Source organism: Cyanobium usitatum str. Tous (assembly GCF_003011885.1).
GTDB lineage: Bacteria > Cyanobacteriota > Cyanobacteriia > PCC-6307 > Cyanobiaceae > Cyanobium_A > Cyanobium_A usitatum.
The window spans coordinates 1-23,641 of record NZ_PXXO01000007.1 but is presented as its reverse complement, the minus strand read 5'-3'; the positions used below and the strand labels follow the sequence as shown (position 1 = coordinate 23,641).

Here is a 23,641-nt window from a genome sequence, read left to right as displayed (position 1 = left end):
GTGACACCAATGCACAATCCACCTCACCCCGGTGAATTCATCGAAGGGGTGTATCTCGAACCCTGTGACCTCTCCATCCGGCAGGTGGCCGCGCGGTTGGGGGTTTCGGCATCCACCTTTCAGCGGCTGGTCGCCTGCAAAAGCCGGATCACGCCAGATATGGCTCTCAGGCTGTCGCGGGTGCTGGGGCGCAGTGCCGAAAGCTGGCTCTCCATGCAAGACAACTACGACCTGTGGCAGGCGCGGCAGTGCCTTGATCTTTCCGGGTTGACCCCCATGGAGCTCACGCCAGCTTGAAAGTGCTGGCGATCACGTGGTCGCCGGCGTGAGCCCAGCTTGCGGCTGATGTCCTTAAGCAGCAGCAGTTGAAAGGAATCGGTGGGTGAACACTCGAACTCAGGGATCAAGCGCTCGTAGAAGCTCCGGCAGCCGATGGCCTCGCTGAGGCCGGCTACCCGCCTATCACCAAGCGCTACGCAGTGGATCATCAACCCGCAGTTGCGGTGTGACCCGGCGGCCCTGGAGCGAATGGCGGCCAAGACGTCAGTCCCAATCCCAACGAGGGCCCTAAGGCAATGCCCTATCTCATGGTTCCTTTTCCACGTAAAACAGCACCGCCTGGTTGTGCAGGGCGGTTCCGCCGACAGGCTCCGCATCTCGATCGAGGTGCTCCGAGAGATCCCCCTTAGGATGGTACGCGGCAAGCTTCACGCTTTTATGTGGAAGGCCTCACTTCCCAGGCCGGCCCAAGGCCCCGCTGGTTGGAGACCTACACCGCCCATCTGGTGACTGGCTGGACCTCCGAGTCAGCCGTGCTGGATCTGTAAGCCCCCTTGCTGCAAGAGGCTGCCCCAGAGCAATTTGGCGGCTTACAGCAACAAGATCTGTTCGGTGAAGCCAACGAGCCGATCGGGCCTGATGGCAGCGCTATCGACCTGTTCATCAGGGTGCTCCATCAAGTGAAGGCTGGTAATGCTGCAGCCGTGCATGCTGACCGGGCTCTGCTGGAGAGTTGCTTGCGTTTGGCGCGCCTCCCCAGAGGTGAATTCCATGGAGTTGTCTTGTGCGACGTTGAAGACGATCGCCAAAGTGTTGCGCTCTCACCTGCTGATGTACCCCAGCCGGAAGCCCTGATCCAGGACACGCCACTGCCCCAGGCTGTTCGCTTCACCTGTCTGCTGGACACCATTTCTGGGAGCCGCCAAACAGTGCTCCTCAGGGCCGAGAGGGGTTAAACCGTACTGGCGCGATTAGGATCAAGCATTGGTCCTTAACAGTTGCGCAGCCTATGGCACGAGCGCGTTCTGGTTACAGGCACAGCTCACTATCGGCCTTCGGGGTCGATCCAGCAAATCGCTGTGGATGGCCTTGATCGCTCAGAACCTCGGGATGCCCTGTTTGCGCACATCCCACTTCCCGCGAGTCGACAGCCTGTCATTCGCAGCCTGCCTCATGATCAGCACAGTGGTGTGGCGTCGTTCGTCGGGGCGTGGCCTGGGAGCGAAAGTGATGCGGAGCTGATTGAGGCACTGCAGGCGATTCGATGAGCCAAGGCTCACTGGTACCGGCGAACCAGCTGTTCCTTCTCGATACCAGCGTGATCAATCACCTGGTACGGGGCACTGGGGTATGCCAACGGATTCTCCTTTCGTACGACCTTTGGTCAGCGTTGTCAGCTTGGCTGAGGTTCGCGTCCTTGCAGCGGTGAACCACTGGGGGGACCGCAAACGACAGACATTGGAGCGCACACTCCAGAGCCTGGTGGTTGTTGACATCCATCATCCGCTGGTGATCGATGCTTACGTGCGCATTGATCTCAACGCCCGAAAACACCCCAAGGGTGCACGGCATATGGGTAACAACGATCTTTGGATCGCAGCCTGCGCGGCTGCAGCCGACGCCTTTCTTCTCTCCACGGATGATGACCTCGCGCACTTAATACCCGATCAGGTTCGTGGTGATGTGATTCCGGTGATTCCGCCATCAGCTCCGGGTGAGCCTGGATGAAGGGGGGCAAATATCGGCCCTGTGATGGCAGTCATGTCATGGGCAGCCCACAAGGGGCTGAATTCTCGCAATCTCTTCGGCCAGTTCAGTGCTGGCGACCTCCGTGTCATGGGCTGCCTGGGCACGGAGCCAGTAACCAGGGCTCAATCCCAGAAAACGGCAAAGGCGCACATTCGCGATGCAGGCACATCAATGGATTTGGCCAGCCGGTACTGACTGACGCCAAGTGGTTGCAGGAACTCCTGCTCGAGCAGTTCCCCAGGGGTGATGGGTGTGAGGCGGTCCATGGAATTGGTCCCCTCAGTGCTTCCAGGCGGTTTCCTGGAGGGATGCGTAGGTCGTCGAGGCGTCCGGCAATCTCCAGTTGCCTGAGCTTGCGGCGGGCCACTCGCTCGAAAGCCTGAAATTGAGGAACTGCCCATCCCTGAGCCAGGCGTTCAGTATCGGGACATCGAAACGACCGATTCATCCCGTCAGCATAGTTCCGCCAGGCAGAATGGTCGCATCCCTCCCCGGTGGATCCCGAACTGATCGAGCGGCAGCCCGCGGATGAGTGAAGGATGGGTTGAACGCTTGCCTGCAGCCTCCTAGAGCGCGGCCTCACGGTAGTGATGCGCAACCTGCGGCATTTCTGCCTAATGGGGGTGCAGACCTTGAACCCATGGAGTGGGGAGGCCAGCGCCTAAGGCGTGAGCAGGTTCAGTAGTCGCTGGAGTGCGCGTGGGGCTGTTCCCTTGGTCGTCCGGCACCACGATGCACCTGCCACCTCAACCCTCCCATTCATTATTTGCATAATCCAGGTCCGTCATCCCGGTATTAGATAGCTGGTAGTTCCAAACACCACCACGGAGAAGACGAGCTGCTCTAATGGATGAATGTTGCCGCACACCACGTTGCAGCGAAAAGGCATCATTCTTGCTGGAGGTAGCGGCACTCGGCTGCACCCGATCACCCAGGCGGTGAGCAAACAGTTGCTGCCGGTGTACGACAAGCCGATGATCTTCGACCCGCTCAGCACCTTGATGCTGGCGGGGATCCGGGAGGTGCTGATCATCACCACACCGGTAGACCAGCCAGCCTTCCAGCGTCTGCTTGGCGATGGCAGCGCCTGGGGCATGGCGATCCAGTACGCCTTGCAGCCCAGCCCCGATGGCCTGGCCCAGGCGTTTCTGATTGGCGCCGAGTTTCTTGCCGGCGCACCGGCGGCCCTGGTGCTGGGGGACAACATGTTCCATGGCCACGACCTGATGCCCCAGCTGGCCGCCAGCAATGGCAGCAGCCAGGGCGCCACGGTGTACGCCTACCCGGTGCGGGATCCGGAGCGCTACGGCGTCATGGCCTTTGATGGCAAAGGGCGGGTGACCAGCCTGGGGGGGAAAACCCAGCCAACCCAGGAGCCGCTATGCCGTGACCGGGCTCTATTTCTATGACTCCACAGTGGTGGAGAGGGCGCGGCGGGTGGCGCCATCGGCGTGGGGCAAGCTGTGCCGAGGTGCTCTACGAGGCGAGCGGCTTCTGGAACAAAGCCTACGAGTGCTCCATCCGCTGGGACGATCCGGATCTGGCCATCGCCTGGCCGCTGGAGCAGCTGAGCATCGCTGAACCCCTACTAGCAGATAGGGATGGCGCCGCCCCAGCCTCGCCGTGGCGCTGGCCGCCGGAGCACTCAGGAGCTCCCGGTTTCAGGAAAGATGTCAGCCTTTGATCTGTACACCCGGGGGGAGATTACCAATGCGTCGTATCAGCGAGGCCGTCAAAGCTGATGTGAGAAGGCTGATGAGTCCGCCACACCGGCAGAGCGTGGCCCAGGTCTAAGCAGAACTGGGCATTCACGTGGTCACCCTCTACAACTGGAGGAAGGCCTGGCGGTTGCAGCGAGAGGTGGTGCCGGCATCCGAGAAGGAACCCGAGGGCTGGATTGCGGCTGGCAAGTTCACGGTAGATCGCCCGCATGAACACGACTGAATTGAGTGGCTATTGCCGAGCGCGGCCTGTTTCCTGAGCAGGACGAGCGTTGGCGGCAGGCCGGGCCTAGGATGCCAACGCGAAGCCAGGGTTCACCCCAAAAGAGCGACAGGGACTCGATAATATAGTATTAATTCAATGCTCATGCCAGCGTCAACCGCATGCACGCCTCAAGAATAAGAGATTTAGTGAGCAAAGGCTCATACGAAGAGGCTATTTTATGTGCTCTTCAGTACAAAGAGCGCTATCCTCAATTCTCTGGATATGCTGATCTAATTGTGCAGCTATGCGGATCGCGCACTTACAGGCAGACAACCCCTGCACGAGCCCCAAATGTAACCGGCTCAATACCTGCCCTACATCGAACGTCTAATCTTGACGTCTCCCAGCGAAATCTATATATTTATGTCGAACATACTGTCTCCTGCCCTGTTAATACAGGAATACAGAGGGTAGTTCGCCGACTCAGCGACGCTCTTCTCAAATCAGGCGAGCAAGTGAGCTTCGTCAAGTGGGATCCGTCAGCCAAGGCTTTGTGCCTGCTCAACCAAGATGAGGTTGCCTACCTAGGGAACTGGAACGGCCCTCAGCTGTCGCCGTCCGACATCGCAGAATATCCCGCACCCGACGAGGGAATCCGTCATCTACCCAGGCATACACCCGACGATGGGTGCTGGTTGATCGTGCCGGAAGTCACGCACATCACCTTCCAGCCAGAGCCAATGACCTTGCCTGTCATCGGGGCGGGGCAGCGCAGCGGCCTGCGGACCGCGTTCATCTTCTACGACGCCACGCCGCTTCGGCGGCCGGAGCTAACCGACATGGCAGACGCCCATGCGATGTATATGCAGCAGCTGATGCTGGCGGACCTGGTGCTACCCATCTCTCACTGGGTCAGCGCCGATTTAAGTGCCTATCTGCGCCTGGCCCTGTCAGCAAAGCGCGGACCTGGCCCCCACATCGAAGCGCTGCCGCTGCCTGGCGAGTCGCATCTGACGCCGAGAGTAAGGGTGTGTGAGCAGCAGCAAGAGCCGAGCGAACCGTACTTTCTGTCGGTCGGATCGATCCTGCCACACAAGAATCAGATAGCGCTAGTACAGGCGTTTGAACGCTACTGCTTAGACAATCCCTCGACGGCATGGCGCCTGCTGCTGGTTGGCAACATTCATGGCGAGCTACATGCGCAGTTGATGGAAATAATCCAGCGTAATAACCGCATCCAGTTTTTGGGCGACGTTGACGACGAGCAGTTGGTGCAGCTCTACTCCGATGCGGCGTTCACTGCCTTTCCTTCAGTGATCGAAGGCTTCGGCCTTCCGATCCTTGAGAGCCTGTGGTTCGGGAAGCCATGCCTGTGCGCGGACTTCGGTGCGATGGCGGAGGTTGCCCATGGCGGCGGATGCCTTGGTGTCGACACGAAAGACGCGAAGGCGCTATTCAGGGGAATGGTGGCCCTTATCGAAGACCGGAGCCTCCGCGAAGAGCTAGCCTCGCAGGCAAGAGCTAGGCACATCGACACTTGGCACGGGTACGCCGGCCGGTTGAAGACGATGCTCACAGAGCAGAGCAGTTCGCTCGCCCACATAGGAGTTATATATTATGTAATAGATCAGACTGCGCATCACGAAGGAAATACAGGTATCCAGCGCGTCACGCGGTCGCTTGCGCGCGCCTTGCTGGAGTTGGGCGCACACCTTGTTCCTGCATGCTGGTCCTGCGAACGCCAGACCCTTGAACCAGCTTCAGATGTAGATTTAGCACACCTCGAGAAGTGGAATGGGCCTTTACGGCGCCTGTGGGCACCTTGGAAACCCTTGGATAGTTCCGGCCCTTTTGACTGGATGGTAGTCGCAGAGGTAACGCACCTTCAGACACAGCAGATGATCGATTTTGCTCTATCTAAGGCGTTGCGATGCGCATGGATCTTTCACGATGCAATCCCATGGAAGCTTACAGATATGTACCCGCCAGAGGCGTCGGAAGCTCATCGGGACTATATGCTGGCACTGAACAGAGCCCACAAGGTCTTTGCAACCTCGTACTACACCTGCAACGACCTGACATCTTTCCTCACTCGCCAAGCAGTGCGCGTCGGCGAGATCCATAAGCGGTTGGTTTCATGCGTGCTGCCAGGCGAATTCTCAGGGATGCCGCGAGTCAGCGAACCGAAGGTTTCTCATCAAAAATCGCCGGTGCGCATCCTTTGCGTAGGTACCGTTGAGCCCCGCAAGAACCATGAGCGCCTGCTGAAGGCTATGCACCTAGCGCTACTGGAAACCAAGGTGCCATTCGAGATAACGCTCGTCGGTGGAGCCCCTTTTGCCGACCTAGCCGAAAGGGTTCAGCTGCTTGTCGACACACTGCCCGGGGCGCAATGGCTTAAGGGCATTGGCGATAGTGAACTCCAACAACTCTATCGCTCCGCAGACTTTACAGTCTATCCTTCGATCGAAGAAGGATTTGGACTTCCCATCCTTGAGAGCCTGTGGAACGCAAAACCATGCCTGTGCGGGGACTTTGGGGCGATGCGGGAGGTGGCTGAAGGTGGTGGCTGCATGATGGTGGATGTCCGGGACGTTCAGCAGATCGCAAACAGCATCTGCAAACTGGTCGACTACCCGGAGGTGCTGGCTCGTCTTGGTGACGAGGCCGTCGCGCGGCAATTCAAGACATGGAAAGAGTATGGCAAAGAGGTACTGCACCACCTAGCATCAGAGCGGCACTACGTGGCCGATATCGGCACGCCGTCCGCGATCACGACTCCGACACAGTTGTACGCACAGATGCCGAACCTATCGCGCGGACCACTGCTCTCGATCTGCATCTCCACCTTCAATCGAGAAGCTTGGCTGTCAATCAACCTCAAAAACCTAGTGCGATTGCTCCCGCAACCCTTGCCGGAGATCGAACTGCTCGTCTGCGACAACACCTCAACTGACAATACGCCCGAGATCGTGCAACCCTACCTAGGGCGCTCTGATTTTAGATACGAGCGCAACAGCGAGAATGTGGGCATGCTGGGCAACCTCAAGGTGACGGCCAACCACGCGCGTGGCCAGTACATCTGGATCCTCGGGGATGACGATCTGGTTCTCCCTGGAACGATCGAGCGCTTGTTAGATATTCTTAGTACGCACAAGGGCACCTCGCTGGTCTACTTGAACTACGCCTATACCCGCAACGACAAGGCAGAAGAGGTCCAAGATCTCGACAAGTTCCTCGGAGAAGCCTCACCGATTGGCCCGGTCGGGCCGGACAAGGCCGGTACGGTGCGCGACATGTGCGCGATGTCAGAGAACTTCTTCACCGCCATCTATTGCTTGATCTTCCGGCGCGACCACGCTTTGCGGGCATATTCCCAGAACACATCTGGGCAGCCATTCTCGACGATGCTGTCCTGTATTCCGACGACCTACCACGTCCTCCATCACATGATGGACGAGCCGGCTTACTGGATGGGGCAGCCGCAGCTGGTCGTCAACCTAAACGTATCGTGGATGAAATACGCTCCGCTCTGGATCCTAGAGCGCCTACCAGAGGCGTTCGACGTGGCAGAGCGCTATGGAGGGAATCCAAGCCAGATAGATTGCTGGCGTGTTAATCTAATCCCCTCGATACTGCACTTTCTGAACGAAATTCTAGATTCCGACCCTGAAGGGAATGCTCAACATGTTTCACTTCAACGCCTGATCAATCGATTCAAGCATCTTCCGGAGTTCCAAGCAGCCATCCCAAGTCTGAGTTCAGTGTATTTGCGAGCGCAGGAAGCCCGACATCCACTAGCCACCTTCTCGGCGGACGAGCTGTTCGCTTCATTCCAGTAATTTTCTTTCACGACAGCGGATTTCCACATGAACTCATACAAAGCCATCGACCAATGCCGCATCAGCGGCAGCGAGCATCTCGTATCGGTTCTGAACCTTGGTCATCAGGCATTGACCGGCGTTTTCCCGCGCAGAGCCAACGAGAATGTCACCAACGGGCCGCTGGAACTGGTCTGGTGCCCGGACAGTGGCCTGCTGCAACTGCGGCACTCGTACGAACCATCCGAAATGTATGGAGACAACTACGGTTATCGTTCAGGCTTGAACCAGTCGATGGTGAGCCACCTGACAGAGAAGGTAGCCTACCTTGAACGCCTGGTCCAGCCGAAGGCTGACGACGTGATCTTGGACATCGGCAGCAACGACTGCACGACGCTAAGGGCCTACCAGACAGCAGGCCTACGCCGAATCGGCATCGACCCAACCGGCAGGAAGTTCAAGGAGTATTACCCACCCGATGTTCGGCTCGTTCCAGACTTCTTCTCGGAGGCGGCCTATCGCTCAATTGAGACAGACCAGGCCCGCATAGTTACCTCCATCGCGATGTTCTACGACCTCGACGCACCCATCGAGTTCGCGCGGCAGATCGAGTCGATCCTCGCCGACGACGGCGTGTGGCACTTCGAACAGAGCTACATGCCGTCGATGCTGCGCATGAACTCGTACGACACGATCTGCCACGAGCACCTCGAGTACTACTCGCTCGGTGCCGTGAAGCGCATCCTCGAGGCTGCGGGCCTCCGGCTGGTGGACGTGGTCATGAATGCTGTCAACGGCGGCAGCTTCGCGGTGACGGCAGCCAAGGCGGCGAACAAGACGGTGCGCACCAACCAGGCGGTCGTCGACTGGCTGCTTGTGCAAGAAGACAGGATGGGGCTGAACACGCCCAAGCCGTTCCGCGACTTCGAGGAACGCGTGTTCCGCCATCGCGACGACCTGACGCGGCTCATCCGCACGCTGAATGCCGACGGCAAGCGCGTGCTGGGCTACGGCGCCAGCACGAAGGGCAACGTAGTGCTGCAGTTCTGCGGTCTCACGCGAGAAGATATCCCGGCGATCGCCGAGGTCAACATCGAGAAATTCGGCCGCGTGACACCTGGATCCCATATCCCCATCGTGTCGGAGGAGGACGCACGCGCAATGCGGCCCGACTACTTCCTTGTGCTGCCGTGGCATTTTAAGGAAGGAATCCTGCGGCGCGAAAAGGAGTACCTAGCAAGCGGCGGTCGCTTCATCATACCGTTCCCCGAGATCGAGATTATCTGAGGAGCGATCATGAAGACTGCTGTAATAACGGGCATTACCGGTCAAGACGGGGCCTACCTCACTGAATTGTTGCTCGACAAGGGCTACGAAGTCTTCGGGACTTTCCGTCGGACGAGTTCGGTCAACTTCTGGCGCTTGGATGAACTGGGCGTCACCCGGCATCCGCGCCTGCACCTAGTGGAGTTCGATCTCACCGATCTGAGCACATGTATGCGGCTGTTTGAGCGTGCTTCTCCAACTGAGGTCTATAATCTCGCCGCCCAAAGCTTCGTGGGCGTGTCGTTCGAGCAGCCGGTGACCACCGGCGAAATCACTGGCATCGGCGCGCTTAACCTTCTCGAAGCGATCCGGCTATTCGACCGGAAGATCCGCTTCTACCAGGCCAGTACATCGGAGATGTTCGGCAAAGTGCAGGCCATTCCACAGGCCGAGGACACACCGTTCTATCCGCGCAGCCCCTACGGCGTCGCCAAGCTGTACGCACATTGGATGACGATCAACTATCGGGAGAGCTACGACATATTCGGCTGCACCGGCATCCTCTTTAATCATGAGTCCCCGCTGCGGGGCTTGGAGTTCGTGACCCGCAAGATCACCGATTCGATCGCGAAGATCCGGCTGGGCAAGCTCGACGTACTCGAACTCGGCAACATGGACGCCAAGCGCGACTGGGGGTTTGCGCAAGAGTACGTCCAGGGGATGTGGAAGATGCTCCAGGTCGATCGCCCGGACACGTACGTCCTTGCAACGAACCGGACCGAGACAGTTCGTGATTTCGTTCGCATGGCCGCGACAGCGGCGGACATCCAACTCGATTTCCGCGGTGAGGGCGTCAACGAGGTCGGTGTGGACACGGCGACGGGTAAGACCATCGTCCGCGTCAATCCACGCTTCCACCGTCCTGCCGAAGTCGACCTGCTGATCGGTAATCCTGCGAAGGCACGCGAGAAACTCGGCTGGGCGCCTGAGACCACGCTGGAGCAGCTCTGCCAGATGATGGTGACGGCCGACCTGCGACGCAACGAAGCCGGCTTCTCCTTCTAGTGCCGATGCCAAGCAGAACCTTGGTCACCGGGGTCGATGGATTCACCGGTCGTTACCTCGCACCGTTGTTGAAGGACCATGGACACGAGGTCCATGGACTAGTTACGCGCACCTGCCATGAAGCCGCACCGTGGGACGCACATGTGGGGGATCTCGTCGATGCGACTCGCGTCCACCAGATCGTGCGCAGCGTCGCCCCCGACTTCGTCGTCCATCTGGCCGGTGTGTCCTTCGTGGCGCACGGGGACGCGGAGTCGGTCTACCGCACGAACCTGATCGGTACCCGGCACCTGTTAGAAGCGCTGGCTTCCTTGCCGAGGCGACCCGCAGCCGTACTGCTAGCGAGCAGCGCCAACGTATACGGCAACAGCACCAAGGGGGTCATAAGTGAAGACACCCCACCCGACCCAGCCAACGATTACGCGGTCAGCAAGCTCGCGATGGAATACTTGAGTCACCTGTACGCAAACCGCTTGCCTATAATAATTGCTCGGCCATTCAATTATACCGGCGTCGGCCAGTCAGAGACCTTTCTGCTGCCGAAGATAGTGGCCCACACCCGAAGGCGCGCGCGCTTTATTGAGCTGGGCAACATCGAGGTCGCACGCGACTTCTCCGATGTCCGGATGGTAGTCGAGGCCTACCGCCGCCTTATCAGCACACCGGCGGCGATCGGGGGCACCTACAACATCTGCAGCGGCCGAGCCTTTACATTGCATGAGGTTCTCGCAATGGTGGAGGAAGTTTCAATGCACAGGATGGAAGTACGGGTAAACAGGACCTTAGCCCGGACCAACGAGGTTCGCGTCCTGCTTGGTACCCGGGATCGATTGGAATCGGTTGTCGGTGCCCTGCCTTTGTACAAACTTAAGGACACGCTGCGCTGGATGTTCGAAGCAAGTGCGCCGAGTTAGGGAATCTCTGGACAAACGGGGTTTGAGCGGAGGCAGCGAGCAGGAAAGAGTGCCTTTGGCCGTGAATTGCCTCTGAGGCCGCTGTCTGATGTCTTTTGGGATCATGTTCAGCCACTTTGGGCTGGTTTTTTAGGCTGAATCGAGGTGTTGAGACACACCAAGCCCCTGGTCAGACTCTCGCAAGCAAATGTCGTCGGGCCTGGAGCAGGTTAGAGAGTGCCGCCATCACATTGATCTTGCAGCGATTTTTGGCGAGGCCGCGCAGGCGGGTTTTCTGAAAGCTGAACTGCTGCTTGATCACCCGGAAAGGATGCTCAACCTTGGAGCGGATGTGAGCTTTGGCCGTCTCGATCAGATCCTGCAGCTTTCCATCTGGTGTGTCCGGTAAGGCTCGGCGTTTGCCGGGTCGCATTTGTCCGACGACAATTTGGTTGAGGGCCGCCCATCAACCTGATCGTCGTTGGATTGCCTGCCGAGCCCTTGGCCTCACGCACATCACACCAGGCCTTACACGCCACGAACCAACGGCAAGGCGGAGTGGTTCATCCAGAGCCTGTGCAGGAACTGGGCCTACTCAAGGGCATTGCAGACCTCTCTGAGGAGTGCAACCGCTGGTTGCCTCGCCACCTGTCGATCTATAATCACCTCAGCCAGCACTCAGCCCTCAGCAGACGATCACCTCAGCAGCAACTCAACGTGCTTCTTCCCTGATCAACGAGGTGAGACACAACATCTAGAGATCCTTTCTGGCTCAACAGATGAGTACGCACCACCGGAGACACCTCAGCAATTGAAGGCGGCCTTGTCACCCGCCAGACCCCATAAGAAATCGACCGCCAATAGTGGCACTTCCATACAACAGTTAGACATTTGATTGGTGTTGCAAGCAATCTAGCATAGAAGAAGCCAATTCATTTTACACCTTGACACAATGCGGATATCCGCAATATTATAGACAATGGATCACAGCCAAGGCAATTCACCCATGAAGGTACTAGTTCATCTAGAGCCAATGCCTTTCCGTGGCGAAGCAACCTTTGTTATCGGCCATTTCCAGGCTCTAGTTGAGCCAATCATCAGAGCCTTGGTTGTGATATCTAAATCTAAGCCGATTTCACTGGGAATATCTAGCAACATCCTCTTATGCTTGTCTTCATTGGATATGCTACGCAGCCTGAGTCGGGACTCAGTTATTTACCCGAACTTCTTTCCCGTCCACTCCGGTCACTTTCTGCCTGATTACAAAGACTCTGTGGCCAAATATTCTCGCGACTTATACAAAAAAGATAGGCCTAGAGATGCTGAAAAATGGCCCCGTTATTTTAATGAGCTCTTCAACGTCTTCAGGCCTGATGTGGTTATAACAACATCTGACAATCGATATCTAATGCGTGAGTGCAAATTGAATTATATTCCGCTGCTTTCATCCGAGTTTGGTCCTCTGCCAAGGTCTTTATATCCGCAGACACGTTTTCTGAATGTCGGAGGTCATCTTAATACGGATATACTTTCTTCTGTACGGAGAATTAGGAATCAGTTGCACAAGCTTGGCAGCGTTGCTTATGATATAGACACTAACTTCAGTCGCTTTTTGAGTGCGTACCACGAGCAACAGAAGATAAACCCATCCTGGGAGATTGCTACAGCTTATTTCTCTCAGTTTAAAAACAAGACAATTGCTCTATTGAGTCTGCAGCCCGCTGAATGGATCACTTGGGAAGGTGCACTAGGAACAAGCCTGAATCCATCTGAAGTTCTTCAAAGGGCTTTGAGTAGAATGGAGTCCGATATTCTTGTCGTTGTTTTTCATGCTGACAGGCGTGGTGATATACCTCCACAGCTTTTTTCGGAGATATGGCTGTCTGATAGTAGACTCGAGAAACTCCCCGAGCAACTAGCTCACAATACTTCAGAAATGCTGTTGCCATTTGTCGATGAATTTATGTCTGTTTCTTCAAATACTGCTCTCACTGCTTTCTTTCTTGACAAGAAGATTACTGCGATCTCAAGCTCTTGGGTAACAGTCTTATCCCGTTTACAAACAAAATACGTGAGCGACATCGGCACTATTGATGGCTGGAGGGCCAGAATTTTTACATTGTTTAGCGAAAAATATTCGGTTGCGCCGTCGATATTTTCAAGTCCGGCAGACTTGGCTGATCTTATTATTAATCGCCTGAAAGATTGCGGCTTCCAGTATAGTGCAGTAGCACGTCAGCTTCCGATACCAGTAGTTCATCCCACCCATGAGGGCTACACGCCTCAAAGCCTATCCCAGATTCACAATGCTATCAATATAGATATCAATAACGGCCAATCTATTCAGGCTCTTTTCATCAGATATGGCAGGAATGCTTTAGGTTATTTACTCGAGCCTGGCAGCATTGGGGCAGAACTGGGTGTGGCGGAAGGGCATTTCTCTGAATCTCTTCTCCTCTCTGATAACTTTTCTACACTATATTCAATCGATAGATGGCTTGATCATCATGACGAGAATGAGTATGAAAGGGCAGTCGAGCGACTTTCTAAATTTGAAAGCCGCTCTAGGATACTGAGAAAAACATTTAATGCTGCACTGGCCGACTTGCCAGATAAGTCTCTTGACTTTATTTATATCGACGCATATGCGCACAAAGGTGATACTGCCGAGATATTCAAGCTATGGAAGCGAAAGCTCAAGATCGGCTCACTTGTTTCTGGCCATGATTATTGCCAGCGAATGTGGCCAAGCAACTATGATTCGATTAATGATCTAACAAGCTACACTGACCGCGGTGGCATAATGTCGGTGAATGGCGTCATTAGCGACAATAACGAAGATGTTATTCCAAGCTTCTATTTCTTCTTTTGTGAGGACAAATAACCCAAGGATCTGCTTGTTAATGCTCGGTTAATTCTACGGAGGTTCTGCGTAATCGGAGTTTGAGCGGCTGACGTGAGCAGCAAAGATGCTTTTGGCAGCCATTTGCATTCGAGTCCGCTATCTGATGGCTTTTGGGCTCATATTCACTCACTTTAGGCTGGTTTGAGGCTGAATCGAGCTGCTCACGGGCATTGGCCTGTGTATTCATGGGGTGTGAGGTCTCGGGTGGGCGGAGACACTTCAACAGATAGAGACATTTCACCTCATTGGCTACTGATCAACCTGCTGAGTCAGAGCATCTAGGAACCTGATGCACATAGACGCACACGCGACCACTACACAGGGCTTCCTGAATAAGGCCAGATCGACTGCACCGCAATGGATGTCAGCAGTTATTGGCGGTAAAATGTATGTGAACGGGCCGATTTGAGCCCAAAAGCGGCTCGGAGTTTTCCACATGTGCCGGCGTGAGCATCGTCATCAGCTCTCGTTTGAAGACTTCTTCCTGCCTTTTGGCGGCAAACTCTCTGCTAACAATCGCTGGATCAAGCTGGCTGAGCTCATTCCCTGGGATGAACTGGAGGACGACTATGCGGCGCAATTCTGCAAGGCCTGTGGAGCACCGGCAAAACCCTTTTGCATGGCACTGGGTGCACTGATCATCAAGGCCCGTCTCGGGCTCACGGATGAAGAACTGGTCGAACAGATCAAGGAAAATCCTTACCTCCAATTCTTCATTGGCTTGAAGGCCTTCCAGTTCACGGCGCAATTTGATCCGTCGATGATGGTGTACTTCCGCAAGCGCTTGCCGGAAGTCGTTGTGAATGACTGCAACGAACGGATTGTGCACCACGGCCTGAAGATGATTCGCTTATCCAATACCCAGGACCCTGGTGATGCCAGCGGCAGTGGTGGTGAATCGGCCAGTACTGGCGAGCAACCAATACCATCCGCCCAGAAGCAGCCGAACCAAGGCTCACTCTTGATCGATGCCACCTGTACTCCGGTTGATATCCGTCATCCAACTGATCTGTCACTGCTCAATGAAGCCAGAGAGGTGACTGAGATCCTGATTGATGCGATGCATCCTCAGATCAGGGAACGCTTTGGCCATAAGCCGCGTACACACCGCCAAAAAGCGAGGCAGCAGTTTCTTGATGTGGCCAAGAAGAAGAGGCCCCGTATCAGCAAAATCCGTAAGGCCATTAAGCAGCAGATCGGCCACTTGAAGCGAAATCTTGGGAGTATTGACGCCATGATCGCTTGTGGTGGCTGCCTTCTGTCCGCCGGACGCCATATCTACAAAAAGTTGCTGGTGTTCAGTGAGCTGGTCCGCCAGCAGACCATTCTCTATCACGCAGACAGCAGAAGTATCCCTGATCGCATCGTCAGCCTCTGCCAGGCACACATCAGACCAATTGTGCGGGGCAAGGCTCGTTGCAATGTTGAGTTCGGAGCAAAGATCTCAATTTCTGTTACCAGTGAGGGATTCACCTTCCTCGATCGGCTCAGTTACGACCCCTACAACGAAGGAGAAGACCTCAAGTTCAGGCGATGTCCTATCGGCGCCGCCATGGTCACTATCCGGAAGTGATTTGTGCTGACCAGATCTACCGGACAAGATAACCGTGCATTCTGTCAGCGCCATGGAATCCGTTTGAGCGGCCCGCGTCTGGGACGACCAAAGAATGATCCAGAGCTGATGGCTACCGAGAAGCGGCAGTTCATTGATGATCAGCGGCAGAGGAATGCCGTTGAAGGCAAGATCGGCCAAGGAAAGCGGCGTTTTGGACTGGGTCTGATTCGAGAGAAGCTCGCTGCGACCCAGAGCTCAACCATTGCGATGAATGTCATGGTGATGAACCTCCAGAAGTTACTGGAGCTTCTTTTTGTCCTTTATGCGTACTGGCTCCAGCTTCTACTCAGCAATCAACCACGGAAGGATTCACAGTTCGAGTGCCTGAGCACTCAGATCACACCCGCGTGAACGGCCAGGCTCCGGCCCATTCAAGCTCGGCTCTTTGACAGCTTGGCCTCGCGCTCACTTTCTCAGGAAGCCCAACACAGTCGCCTCTTATCTGCCCAGATCGGAGTGACTGCAATGGTTCTGCCCTGGAGAATGGGATATGAACAAGCCGAAGCCCTTCCGTCCCTGGCAAACCGATCAGCCCATTTTGCTGCCGCCATCACCCCGTGATTGGTTGACCAAGGCATTGGCAGAGGTCTCGCGCTAAAATCTTTTCAATGTATGTGAGATCACTTCTGCATGTGGACACCCCAGAGATTCTATGCGCAAAACTTTGAGGATCTCTACCTCTATCGCCTTTTTTCGGGCATAGACAAAGGTTTTTACGTTGATGTCGGGGCGTGGCATCCAAGACGCGACAATGTTACCGCAATATTTTATGATCAGGGCTGGAGAGGTATTAACATTGAGCCTGTCGCAGAAGTTTTTGATATCTTAAGCAGCGAAAGAGTCCAGGATGTCAATCTCTGTCTGGCCGTAGTTGATGATATTGGTGCCGATGCCGTCCCACTCCTTGTCTCAGGGGACGATCCCACAATGTGGGGACATCACAGACTGCTCTCAGAAGCTGTTTTTGGCTCCCAAGCTTCTTTTGATCGCCATAGTCATAGCTCATCTAAAAGGTACGTGCCTTCCAGTACCCTTCGTGAAATCATTGAAAGATATGCGTCTAATCGCCCAATAAACTTTCTAAAGCTTGACGTCGAGGGCTGGGAGTACAAAGCGCTTTTAGGGCTCGATGTCAAGAGTCTTCCGGAGCACCAAAGGCCACAAGTTATTCTTTTAGAGGCAACGGTTCCTCAGACACGATTGTCGGCCTCTCATCGTAAGCCTTGCCGCGACTATCTTCTTGATTGCTCGTATGAATACTTCTTTCATGATGGTCTAAATGATTACTATTGTGACGCCGGCCTGCGCTTGGTGTACGAGTCGATGATGCTTCCTCCTAATATCTTTGACATACCCATGATCCCTATTGGCTACAGGCTCTTTGAAGGCCTGGCGCAGCAAAAAAAGGATCTTGCTGCGTTGGCTGAAGCTCGAAAGGAAGCGGCCCAGGCATTGCGGGCCCTCGACGAGTTTAAGCAGCAACTTGCAGCGCAGGATCATGTAATTGAGCAACTGCACGCTGAGCTCGAACAGAGATCAGCAGATCCACCAAACGCAGAAGCAGTACTGCGACAGGTGTCAGGCAAGCTCAGGCAGCTATTGCAGCGTTGAAAGCGTCTGTCTCCGTGCTCATGCCCTGCTTAAGCCCAGGGCTCATCCCGAGGGAGGCGGTTGACTCGATCCTCGCCCAGCCTGATTGCCTGGAGCTTGTTATTGCAGATGGTGGCTCGCCGGATGGCAGTATCGGCTGGTTTCAGGAACTTGCCTCACGTGAGCCCCGCCTGCGTTTGGTGAGCGAACCTGACCGCGGCCCTGCTGATGCCCTTCAGAAAGCGCTTTGCCGTGCCCGAGGCAGCCTGATCGGTTGGCTCAATGTCGACGACGCATACACTCCAGGCGCACTTACCCGAGCGGTTAACGCCCTAACCGACCATCCTGAGTGGTTGATGCTCTACGGGGAGGGCGAGGAATTCAACCGCGATACAGGTCTGTCCCAGCCCTATCACACGCTGCCGGGCTCGGTGGGGCCGGGTCGCTTCCGCTCGCATTCCTTCATCTGCCAGCCCACCGTTTTGTTCCGCCGCACGATGGGCCTGTTGCTCGGTGAGTTTGATGCGCAGTGCGGATGCGCTTTCGATTTTGACTTCTGGGTCCGGGCTTTTGAGGCTTTCCCTCACCGCATTGGCTACTTGCCCCACCTGCAGTGCCGAAACCCCCTCCAAAGTGCAACGATCAGCAGGCCCCAGCAGGCTGAGGTCGCACTAGAGAACACCGAGCCGTTGGCGTGCCACTTCGGGCGCACCGGTGTCACATGCCTTCAGAACATCGCCCTAGACCTGCAACTTGGCATGGCGGAGTTGCCCGAAAGTGATGGCTGTGTGTCTTACTTGCGTGAGCTGGCTGATCAGAAACGCCACTGGTTAACTCCCGACGATTTTGTTAATCTTCAGCGCACTTTGCTCGAGCAGGAGATTCTTAGGCCAACGCAAACTCAATGCGTTCGTTGGCAACCTATGAATTTCTATCAACGAGTGGCGGAGTTGGTGCCATTTCAGCAGCGCCCTTTCGGGGTAAATCTGATCGGCCATGCCTTTGAAGTCTTCGGCATAGGTGAGGAATTGCGCATGGCAGCCCGTGCTCTGCAAGCCGCCGGTTTGCCTTGCTGCGTGATTTATCACGCAGCAGCTAACGGTTCCGCCTGCAGTGACCGAAGCCTCGAGCCCCTGCTCTGCACTGATCCCACAGGCGGCCCCTACGCCTTCAATTTGGTGTGCATGGCGGCACCGATCCAGGCCCGCTGGTTACAGGAGAGCGGCTGTGATCCGCTGCGTGAGCGCTACACCCTCACCAATTGGCCCTGGGAAACGCTGCAATGGCCTGAAGCCTGGCTGCCTTTGCTGCAGGTGGCCGATGAGCTCTGGCCCTTCAGCCGCTTCACAGGCAAAGCACTGGAAGCTCCCGCTGTCGAAGCCGGCCGGCCCCTGCAGGTGATGCCCTCTGCGGCAGAGATTCCTGATCCCGAGCGTTTTTGCAGTGCCCCAGCCCGCGCCGCCGCCCGCCTTCGTCATGGCCTGCCCGCCGAGGCGGTGCTGTTCGGTTATGGCTTCGATCTCAACTCCACCGCCATCCGCAAAAACCCGATGGCGGCCCTGGAGGCCTTCCAGCTGGCCTTCCCCCTGCCGCACCTGCCGGCCACCTTCGGGCGGGAGTGCAACGTCCACCCGCTCTCCGAGCACGTGGCCCTGCTGATCAAAACCTTCCCGCCCCAGGGCTTCAGCGCCGAATGGCACTGGCTGCAGGCTCGCGCCGCGGAGGATTCCAGGATTGTGCTGATCGCTGAGAGTCTGCCGCGGGAGGAGTTGCTGGCGCTCTACGGCTGCTGCGATGTGTTCCTATCCCTGCACCGCTCAGAAGGCTTCGGGCGCGGCATGGCAGAAGCCCTCCAGCTCGGTGTGGATGTAATCGCCACCGATTTCGGTGGCAACACCGACTTCTGCAGCGGCCCGCTTGCCCACCCCGTGCGCTACCGCCCGGCCCCCATCCCCCGCGGCGCCTATCCCTGTGCCGATGGTCACAGCTGGGCTGAACCTGATCTGGAGCATGCAGCTGAGCTTTGTCGTGCGGTGGCGGCGCGGCGGTTGGCTCTAGCGGCGGATCCTCATGCTGTCGATCCCAGCCGTAATCCCGCTGTTTTGGCCAGCTATCGAGAGCGTTTTTCCTTTGCCGTTGTGGGCGGGCGCTATCGGGCGCGGCTGGAGGAGCTGTGGGCGGATCGCGAGGGTGTTGGCGCTCGGTTGCGCTGGCGGGGGGATCGGAGCCCAGTGGGGTGGTGAGCGCAGCGGTTCAGACCGTGAAATTACGGATGCGTCGTGTCTGGTACTGGCGCACTATTGGGTTTGGTTTGGTGGGTCGTGGTCGTGTCTTGGTGCCCTTCTGGTTGCAGCAAGCCGGAGGCTGAGCCTTGAAAACGGATCACTGGTTCTACGGCCTGTTTCAGAGCGCCCCGGACCTGATCACGCTGCTGTTGCCGGCGGCAGGTGCTGTAGGGGCCTCTGCAGTGCCCTCGCTCGCGCCGGATTCTCCAGGCAATGTGCTCTACCGCTTTGACGCACCTGAACTGAAAGCGGCGAACCATCGTCTCGATGGGGCGTTCTGGCCGCGCTCGGCAGAAATGGGCACACCCGAGCAGCCGGTGGTGCTGCTGGAGGTTCAGATGCACGCCAAGCCTGGCTTCAAGCACCGGCTCTTTGCTCAGACCGCTCGCTTTCTGCAGATGCATCCCCAGGTGCTGCATCTGGCCGTGGTTGTGGTGGTGCCGCACCGGCGCCTCAAGCTCGGTCCGGCCCAGCTGCCCCAGCAGCTGCAGGCCTTTCTCGATGGCGTGATCTGGCTGAGCCTGGAGGAGCTGGGCCAGCAAGCCGATCTCGATCCTTGGCTCACCATGTTGACGCTGCCAGTGCGGCCAGAAGCGGAGCTCAAGCGCAGCACCCAGCAGGTTCTGGAGCGTCATCCGGAACTGCTCTCTGCCGTTCTAACTATGCTGCTTTAACGGCTTCCAACACTCACCACCGAGGAACTCATGGTGTTCGCCGGCATCCCCACCGACCAGTTACTCCACACCCGCGCCGCCCAGATGCTCCTTGATCTGGGCCGTGAAGAGGGTGAGGCCCTAGGCGAGGCCAAGGTGACGCTCCGTCTGCTCAACCGTCGCTGCGGCCCCCTGAGCGAAGTCACTACCGCCCGCATCCAAGCTCTGCCGCTGGATCAGCTCGAGGCCTTGGCTGAGGCGCTGCTCGATTTCAGCGGCCCAGATGATCTGGCCAATTGGTTGGCTGAGCACACCGGCTGAACAACGAGAGTCGTTAGGGCTGCAAGCCGTGAAGGCCCTGGCGGCAAACGGTGTTTTTGGCATCCGCGGCCGAGGCCATCTCGTTAGGCGCCATTCCAAACTGGCTGCAAGAAGAGCGCGCCCTTCTCTTCATCCTTCCGCCAGACAAGCTCCTCGCCCTCTACGGCTGCTGCAATGTGTTCCTCTCCCTGCACCGCTCAGAAGGCTTCGGGCGCGGCATGGCGGAAGCCCTGCAACTTGGCGTGGATGTGATCACCATGGCCTACGGCGGCAACACCGATTTCTGCACCGGCCCCCTGGCCCACCCCGTGCGCTGATGGCCACGTGTAGGGGGAGTCGGATCTGGAGCATGCCGCTGAGCTGATGCAGCAGGTGGCAGCTCGGCGGTTGGCTCTGGCCACCGATCACGAGGCGGCAGCGGCCGATCCCAGCAGGGATCCGTCGGTGTTGGCGGCGTATCGGCAGCGGTTCTCGTTTGCCGTTGTGGGCGGCCGCTACCGGGCGCGGCTGGAGGAGCTGTGGGCCCAGCGGCGGGAGTTGGCGGGGCGGTTGAAGTGGAGGGCGGAGTCGCAGGTTTGAGGGGGCGACCTGGGGTGGGTGGTGGCGGATGGGGCGCGCCCGCTGCAGGCGCTTGGCGAGAACCGGCGGGAACACAAATAACGTTTGGTACTGGCGTACTATTTGATTAGTGGCTTGGTTGCGAGGCGAGTGATGCCAGGAGGTTGGCCTTGAAAACGGATCACTGGTTCTATGGCCTGTTCCAGAGCGCGCCGGATCTGATCACGCTGCTGTTGCCTGGTTCTGGGGTAACGGCCAGCTTGGGGGCGGATGCGCCTGGGGATGCGCTTTACCGCTACTGCTTCGCAGAAGCCTTGCGGCTATGAGCGCCGGAGCTCAAAGAGGCGAACCACCGCCTCGATGGCGCCCTCTGGCCGAGCTCGGCAGAAACGGGCACACCCCAGCAGCCGGTGGTGCTGCTGGAGGTGCAGATGCAAGGCAAAGCTGGCTTTAAGCATCGGCTGGCAGCCCAGAGCTTTCGCTTCCTGCAGCTCCACCCTCAGGTGCAGCACCTGGAGGTGGTTGTGGTTGTGCCACACCATCGGCTCAGGCTGGGGCCCAATCGGCGGCCGCACCAGTTGGGGGCGTTTCTTGCAGGCGTGCACTGGCTCAGCCTGGAAGAGCTTGGCCAGCAGCCTGGGCTCGTCCCTCTGCTCAGCCTCCTCACCCTGCCGGTGCTGCCCAAGCCCGATATTCCAGGCGCCACCGAACAGATCCTGCAGCCACGCCCCGATCTACTTGAGACCGTTCTCTCTATCCTGGGAGAGCGGTTTCCCCATCTCACTCGCGAGGAAATCATGGCCTTGATCAATCTCCCCACCGATCATCTGCGCCACACCCGTTGGGCCCAGGAGTGGATCGAAGAAGGCCGGCAGGAGGGCGAAGCCCGAGGAGAAGCCCGAGGGCGCGCCGCAGAGGCCGCCGCTATGGCCATCCGCCAGCTCAACCACCGCTGCGGCCCCTTGAGTGAGGCCACCACTGCCCATATTCAAGCCTTGCCGCTGCAGCAGCTGGAGGCCCTGACCGACGCGCTGCTCGATTTCGCTGGCGCCGACGATCTGGCGAGCTGGTTGGCTGAGCACGCCGGCTGAATGCCGAGGACTCTCAGGTCGGCGGGTCGTGGATGCGCTGCAGGTCGTGGTTGTTCCTAGGATCAATGGCCAAGGCCACTCCGGTAGGTGCCATGCCCAGATGGCTGCAAGTGGAGCCTTTTGATTCCTTCATCTGTCGCAGCAGGTGGCCTTGATGATCAAACCCTTTTCGCCCCAGGGCGAGAGCACTGAGTAAAGCCCAGTTAGAGCGGAGCGATCAGGGATGGGACGCGTCTGGCGTGAACGGATTGAGCAGAGGAACCTCAAACCGGTTGAAATCAGCCACGTTTCGGGTAACCACCGTTAGGTGGTGCACCTTGGCGATGGCGGCGATCATCGCGTCTTCGTAGAGGGTGTCGGACTGGCGATGCATCAGTCGGGCCCAGCAGCGGAAGGCTAGGTCTTCCATGCTGAGGATATTGAAGGTGTCGCACACCTGATCGAGCCAGAGCTCGATCTCGCTGGCTTTGCCAGGGTCCTGTTCGCGGATCAGCTCGATACCAGCCTGGATTTCGCCGATGGTCACGCTGGTGAGATGGAGATCGACGTCATCGGTGCTCTCAAGCCAAGCGAGCACAGCGCCATGGGGGGCGTGGCCTGCGCAGTTCGGACACCACGTTGGTATCGAGCAAGAAGGCCATGCGCTAAAGCTCCTCCACAGCCCGGCGGCGGGCCTCACCACGAGGTGGCGCGAGCCCTTCTGCCCGGGCTTCAGGAGTTAATAAAAGCTGTTTGAGGCTGGGCCTAGCGGCAGCCTGCAGACGCTGCCATTGCTCGATCGGCACCAGAACCGCGGTTTCAGCGCCGCGCCGCGATACCACCTGAGGACCTTCACGCTGGCAGGCATCGAGCAGCTCGCTGAAGCGCGCCTTGGCGTGCTGCACAGGCCAGACCGTCATGACAGCCCTCCTTTTGACTAGTTAGTTGACCAGTCTAGGGGGGGGTATGCAGTGACTTCTGGTCGCGCAGGCATTGGCATGGATGTGATTGCATCGGCCTGCTGCGGCAACACCGATTTCTGCACCGGAGGTGCCCATCAAAAATCTGCTTTACGGAAGAAGGCCCACGGGGGCTGACCGCCCTACGCCGGAAGATGGCTGCTTACCAGGCCAACGGAGCCCGACTCGGCTGGCTGCTAATTCCGGACGAACAAGCCGTGGAAATATGGCCCCTTTTCCCTGGGCTGCTGATTGATCTGGAGGAGATCTGGACGGTGTGATTAGTCCCTGAATGCTTTCATCTTGACGTCGAATCCGCAAGAGATTTATACGTTTTCTACGCCTATATCACGGGATTCGGGAGCTTCAGAACGGTCTTGATCAATCAAGACGAGAATCTCATCAAGCTCGATGTTGATTCGATCGAGGCGCTCCTGTTGCTCGCGAACTTGATTCTGTAGGTCTTCACGCGCTTGCAGGAGTTGATCGCGTTCGACCCCCAATACGGCGTGCTGACCCTGCAGCTCTTCCACCCTTGCCTGCAGCACCTCTCGCTGCTGGCTTTGCTCCGCCGTCTGCGCGCTCTGCGCATTCAGTTGACCCTGCAGTTCTTCCACCCTTGCCTGCAGCACCTCTCGCTGCTGGCTTTGCTCCGCCGTCTGCGCGCTCTGCGCATTCAGTTGACC

General features: G+C 57.4%; 22 protein-coding genes and 5 pseudogenes. 22 read left to right on the top strand and 5 right to left on the bottom strand.

The window, feature by feature from the left end:
* Positions 1 to 9 precede the first annotated feature (9 nt).
* The 3 genes from C7K55_RS07220 (at position 10) to C7K55_RS07205 (ending at position 2,007) form a co-directional block, all read left to right on the top strand.
* Positions 10 to 297: a HigA family addiction module antitoxin gene (locus C7K55_RS07220; RefSeq protein ID WP_106502753.1), complete on the top strand. Its 288-nt coding sequence runs from the start codon at positions 10 to 12 to the stop codon at positions 295 to 297.
* 536 nt (positions 298 to 833) lie between these two features.
* The gene (locus C7K55_RS07210) at positions 834 to 1,235 is read left to right on the top strand and encodes a hypothetical protein (protein WP_106502752.1); all 402 of its coding nucleotides are present in this window, start codon (positions 834 to 836) and stop codon (positions 1,233 to 1,235) included.
* 394 nt (positions 1,236 to 1,629) lie between these two features.
* Positions 1,630 to 2,007 carry a PIN domain-containing protein gene (locus C7K55_RS07205; protein ID WP_338152867.1) on the top strand — a complete coding sequence of 126 codons (378 nt, stop codon included), beginning with the start codon at positions 1,630 to 1,632 and terminating at the stop codon, positions 2,005 to 2,007.
* 143 nt (positions 2,008 to 2,150) lie between these two features.
* Here the strand turns inward: C7K55_RS07205 and C7K55_RS13875 are convergent, their stop codons facing one another.
* The gene (locus tag C7K55_RS13875; RefSeq protein WP_206603493.1) at positions 2,151 to 2,294 is read right to left on the bottom strand and encodes a helix-turn-helix transcriptional regulator; all 144 of its coding nucleotides are present in this window, start codon (positions 2,292 to 2,294) and stop codon (positions 2,151 to 2,153) included.
* Between the two features lie 588 nt (positions 2,295 to 2,882).
* On the opposite strand from C7K55_RS13875, the pseudogene C7K55_RS07190 reads away from it, so the two are divergent.
* The 6 genes and pseudogenes from C7K55_RS07190 to C7K55_RS07170 form a co-directional block, all read left to right on the top strand.
* Positions 2,883 to 3,543: pseudogene (locus C7K55_RS07190) on the top strand (sugar nucleotidyltransferase); the annotation flags it as partial.
* Positions 3,434 to 3,712 (top strand): dTDP-4-dehydrorhamnose 3,5-epimerase family protein, encoded by a 279-nt coding sequence (locus tag C7K55_RS14050; RefSeq protein WP_254969643.1) that lies wholly within the window; start codon positions 3,434 to 3,436, stop codon positions 3,710 to 3,712. The pseudogene C7K55_RS07190 and the gene C7K55_RS14050, both read left to right, overlap by 110 nt.
* A 757-nt stretch (positions 3,713 to 4,469) precedes the next feature.
* A complete protein-coding gene (locus C7K55_RS07185; protein ID WP_161956144.1) occupies positions 4,470 to 7,796 on the top strand; it encodes a glycosyltransferase in 3,327 nt (1,108 codons plus the stop codon).
* Between the two features lie 27 nt (positions 7,797 to 7,823).
* The gene (locus C7K55_RS07180) at positions 7,824 to 9,062 is read left to right on the top strand and encodes a class I SAM-dependent methyltransferase (protein ID WP_106502749.1); all 1,239 of its coding nucleotides are present in this window, start codon (positions 7,824 to 7,826) and stop codon (positions 9,060 to 9,062) included.
* 9 nt (positions 9,063 to 9,071) lie between these two features.
* Positions 9,072 to 10,106, top strand: coding sequence for a GDP-mannose 4,6-dehydratase (gmd, locus tag C7K55_RS07175; RefSeq protein WP_106502748.1), 1,035 nt, complete (start codon positions 9,072 to 9,074; stop codon positions 10,104 to 10,106).
* Positions 10,107 to 10,126: 20 nt separating this feature from the next.
* The gene (locus C7K55_RS07170; RefSeq protein WP_206603492.1) at positions 10,127 to 11,020 is read left to right on the top strand and encodes a GDP-mannose 4,6-dehydratase; all 894 of its coding nucleotides are present in this window, start codon (positions 10,127 to 10,129) and stop codon (positions 11,018 to 11,020) included.
* Positions 11,021 to 11,189: 169 nt separating this feature from the next.
* Here C7K55_RS07170 and C7K55_RS07165 read toward each other — a convergent pair.
* Positions 11,190 to 11,387, bottom strand: a pseudogene (locus C7K55_RS07165) (transposase); the annotation flags it as partial.
* A gap of 103 nt (positions 11,388 to 11,490) precedes the next feature.
* On the opposite strand from C7K55_RS07165, the pseudogene C7K55_RS07160 reads away from it, so the two are divergent.
* The 12 genes and pseudogenes from C7K55_RS07160 to C7K55_RS14145 all read left to right on the top strand — a co-directional run.
* Positions 11,491 to 11,601 (top strand): annotated as a pseudogene (locus tag C7K55_RS07160) (IS481 family transposase); the annotation flags it as partial.
* Positions 11,602 to 12,005: 404 nt separating this feature from the next.
* Positions 12,006 to 13,883, top strand: a complete 1,878-nt coding sequence (locus C7K55_RS07155; RefSeq protein WP_161956143.1) for a class I SAM-dependent methyltransferase — start codon at positions 12,006 to 12,008, stop codon at positions 13,881 to 13,883.
* Positions 13,884 to 14,340: 457 nt separating this feature from the next.
* A pseudogene (locus tag C7K55_RS07150) lies at positions 14,341 to 15,870 on the top strand (IS5 family transposase).
* A 279-nt stretch (positions 15,871 to 16,149) separates the two neighbouring features.
* Positions 16,150 to 17,130 carry an FkbM family methyltransferase gene (locus C7K55_RS07145; RefSeq protein WP_106502746.1) on the top strand — a complete coding sequence of 327 codons (981 nt, stop codon included), beginning with the start codon at positions 16,150 to 16,152 and terminating at the stop codon, positions 17,128 to 17,130.
* 20 nt (positions 17,131 to 17,150) lie between these two features.
* Complete coding sequence (locus C7K55_RS07140; protein ID WP_106502745.1) at positions 17,151 to 19,352, top strand: glycosyltransferase; 2,202 nt, start codon at positions 17,151 to 17,153, stop codon at positions 19,350 to 19,352.
* Between the two features lie 128 nt (positions 19,353 to 19,480).
* Positions 19,481 to 20,068, top strand: a complete 588-nt coding sequence (locus C7K55_RS07135) for a DUF2887 domain-containing protein (RefSeq protein WP_106502744.1) — start codon at positions 19,481 to 19,483, stop codon at positions 20,066 to 20,068.
* A gap of 30 nt (positions 20,069 to 20,098) precedes the next feature.
* Entirely contained in the window at positions 20,099 to 20,368 is a 270-nt protein-coding gene (locus C7K55_RS07130) for a DUF4351 domain-containing protein (RefSeq protein WP_206603491.1), read from the top strand.
* A gap of 56 nt (positions 20,369 to 20,424) precedes the next feature.
* Complete coding sequence (locus tag C7K55_RS07125; protein ID WP_127432003.1) at positions 20,425 to 20,685, top strand: glycosyltransferase; 261 nt, start codon at positions 20,425 to 20,427, stop codon at positions 20,683 to 20,685.
* Positions 20,686 to 20,731: 46 nt separating this feature from the next.
* Positions 20,732 to 20,947, top strand: coding sequence for a hypothetical protein (locus C7K55_RS07120; protein WP_106502742.1), 216 nt, complete (start codon positions 20,732 to 20,734; stop codon positions 20,945 to 20,947).
* Positions 20,948 to 21,096: 149 nt separating this feature from the next.
* Positions 21,097 to 21,252 carry a hypothetical protein gene (locus C7K55_RS13580; protein WP_161956142.1) on the top strand — a complete coding sequence of 52 codons (156 nt, stop codon included), beginning with the start codon at positions 21,097 to 21,099 and terminating at the stop codon, positions 21,250 to 21,252.
* Positions 21,253 to 21,312: 60 nt separating this feature from the next.
* Positions 21,313 to 21,672: pseudogene (locus C7K55_RS14045) on the top strand (DUF2887 domain-containing protein); the annotation flags it as partial.
* 51 nt (positions 21,673 to 21,723) lie between these two features.
* Positions 21,724 to 22,017, top strand: coding sequence for a DUF4351 domain-containing protein (locus C7K55_RS14145; protein ID WP_254969650.1), 294 nt, complete (start codon positions 21,724 to 21,726; stop codon positions 22,015 to 22,017).
* A 217-nt stretch (positions 22,018 to 22,234) separates the two neighbouring features.
* On the opposite strand, the gene C7K55_RS07110 is transcribed toward C7K55_RS14145, so the two are convergent.
* The gene (locus tag C7K55_RS07110) at positions 22,235 to 22,696 is read right to left on the bottom strand and encodes a type II toxin-antitoxin system VapC family toxin (protein WP_338152866.1); all 462 of its coding nucleotides are present in this window, start codon (positions 22,694 to 22,696) and stop codon (positions 22,235 to 22,237) included.
* Positions 22,662 to 22,916 carry a type II toxin-antitoxin system Phd/YefM family antitoxin gene (locus tag C7K55_RS07105; protein WP_106502740.1) on the bottom strand — a complete coding sequence of 85 codons (255 nt, stop codon included), beginning with the start codon at positions 22,914 to 22,916 and terminating at the stop codon, positions 22,662 to 22,664. The genes C7K55_RS07110 and C7K55_RS07105 overlap by 35 nt, the downstream gene beginning before the upstream one ends.
* Before the next feature lie 194 nt (positions 22,917 to 23,110).
* On the opposite strand from C7K55_RS07105, the gene C7K55_RS13160 reads away from it, so the two are divergent.
* Positions 23,111 to 23,236: a hypothetical protein gene (locus tag C7K55_RS13160; protein ID WP_396094829.1), complete on the top strand. Its 126-nt coding sequence runs from the start codon at positions 23,111 to 23,113 to the stop codon at positions 23,234 to 23,236.
* Between the two features lie 45 nt (positions 23,237 to 23,281).
* Here the strand turns inward: C7K55_RS13160 and C7K55_RS13575 are convergent.
* A partial coding sequence (locus tag C7K55_RS13575; protein ID WP_206603487.1) for a hypothetical protein occupies positions 23,282 to 23,641 on the bottom strand: 360 nt, incomplete at its 5' end.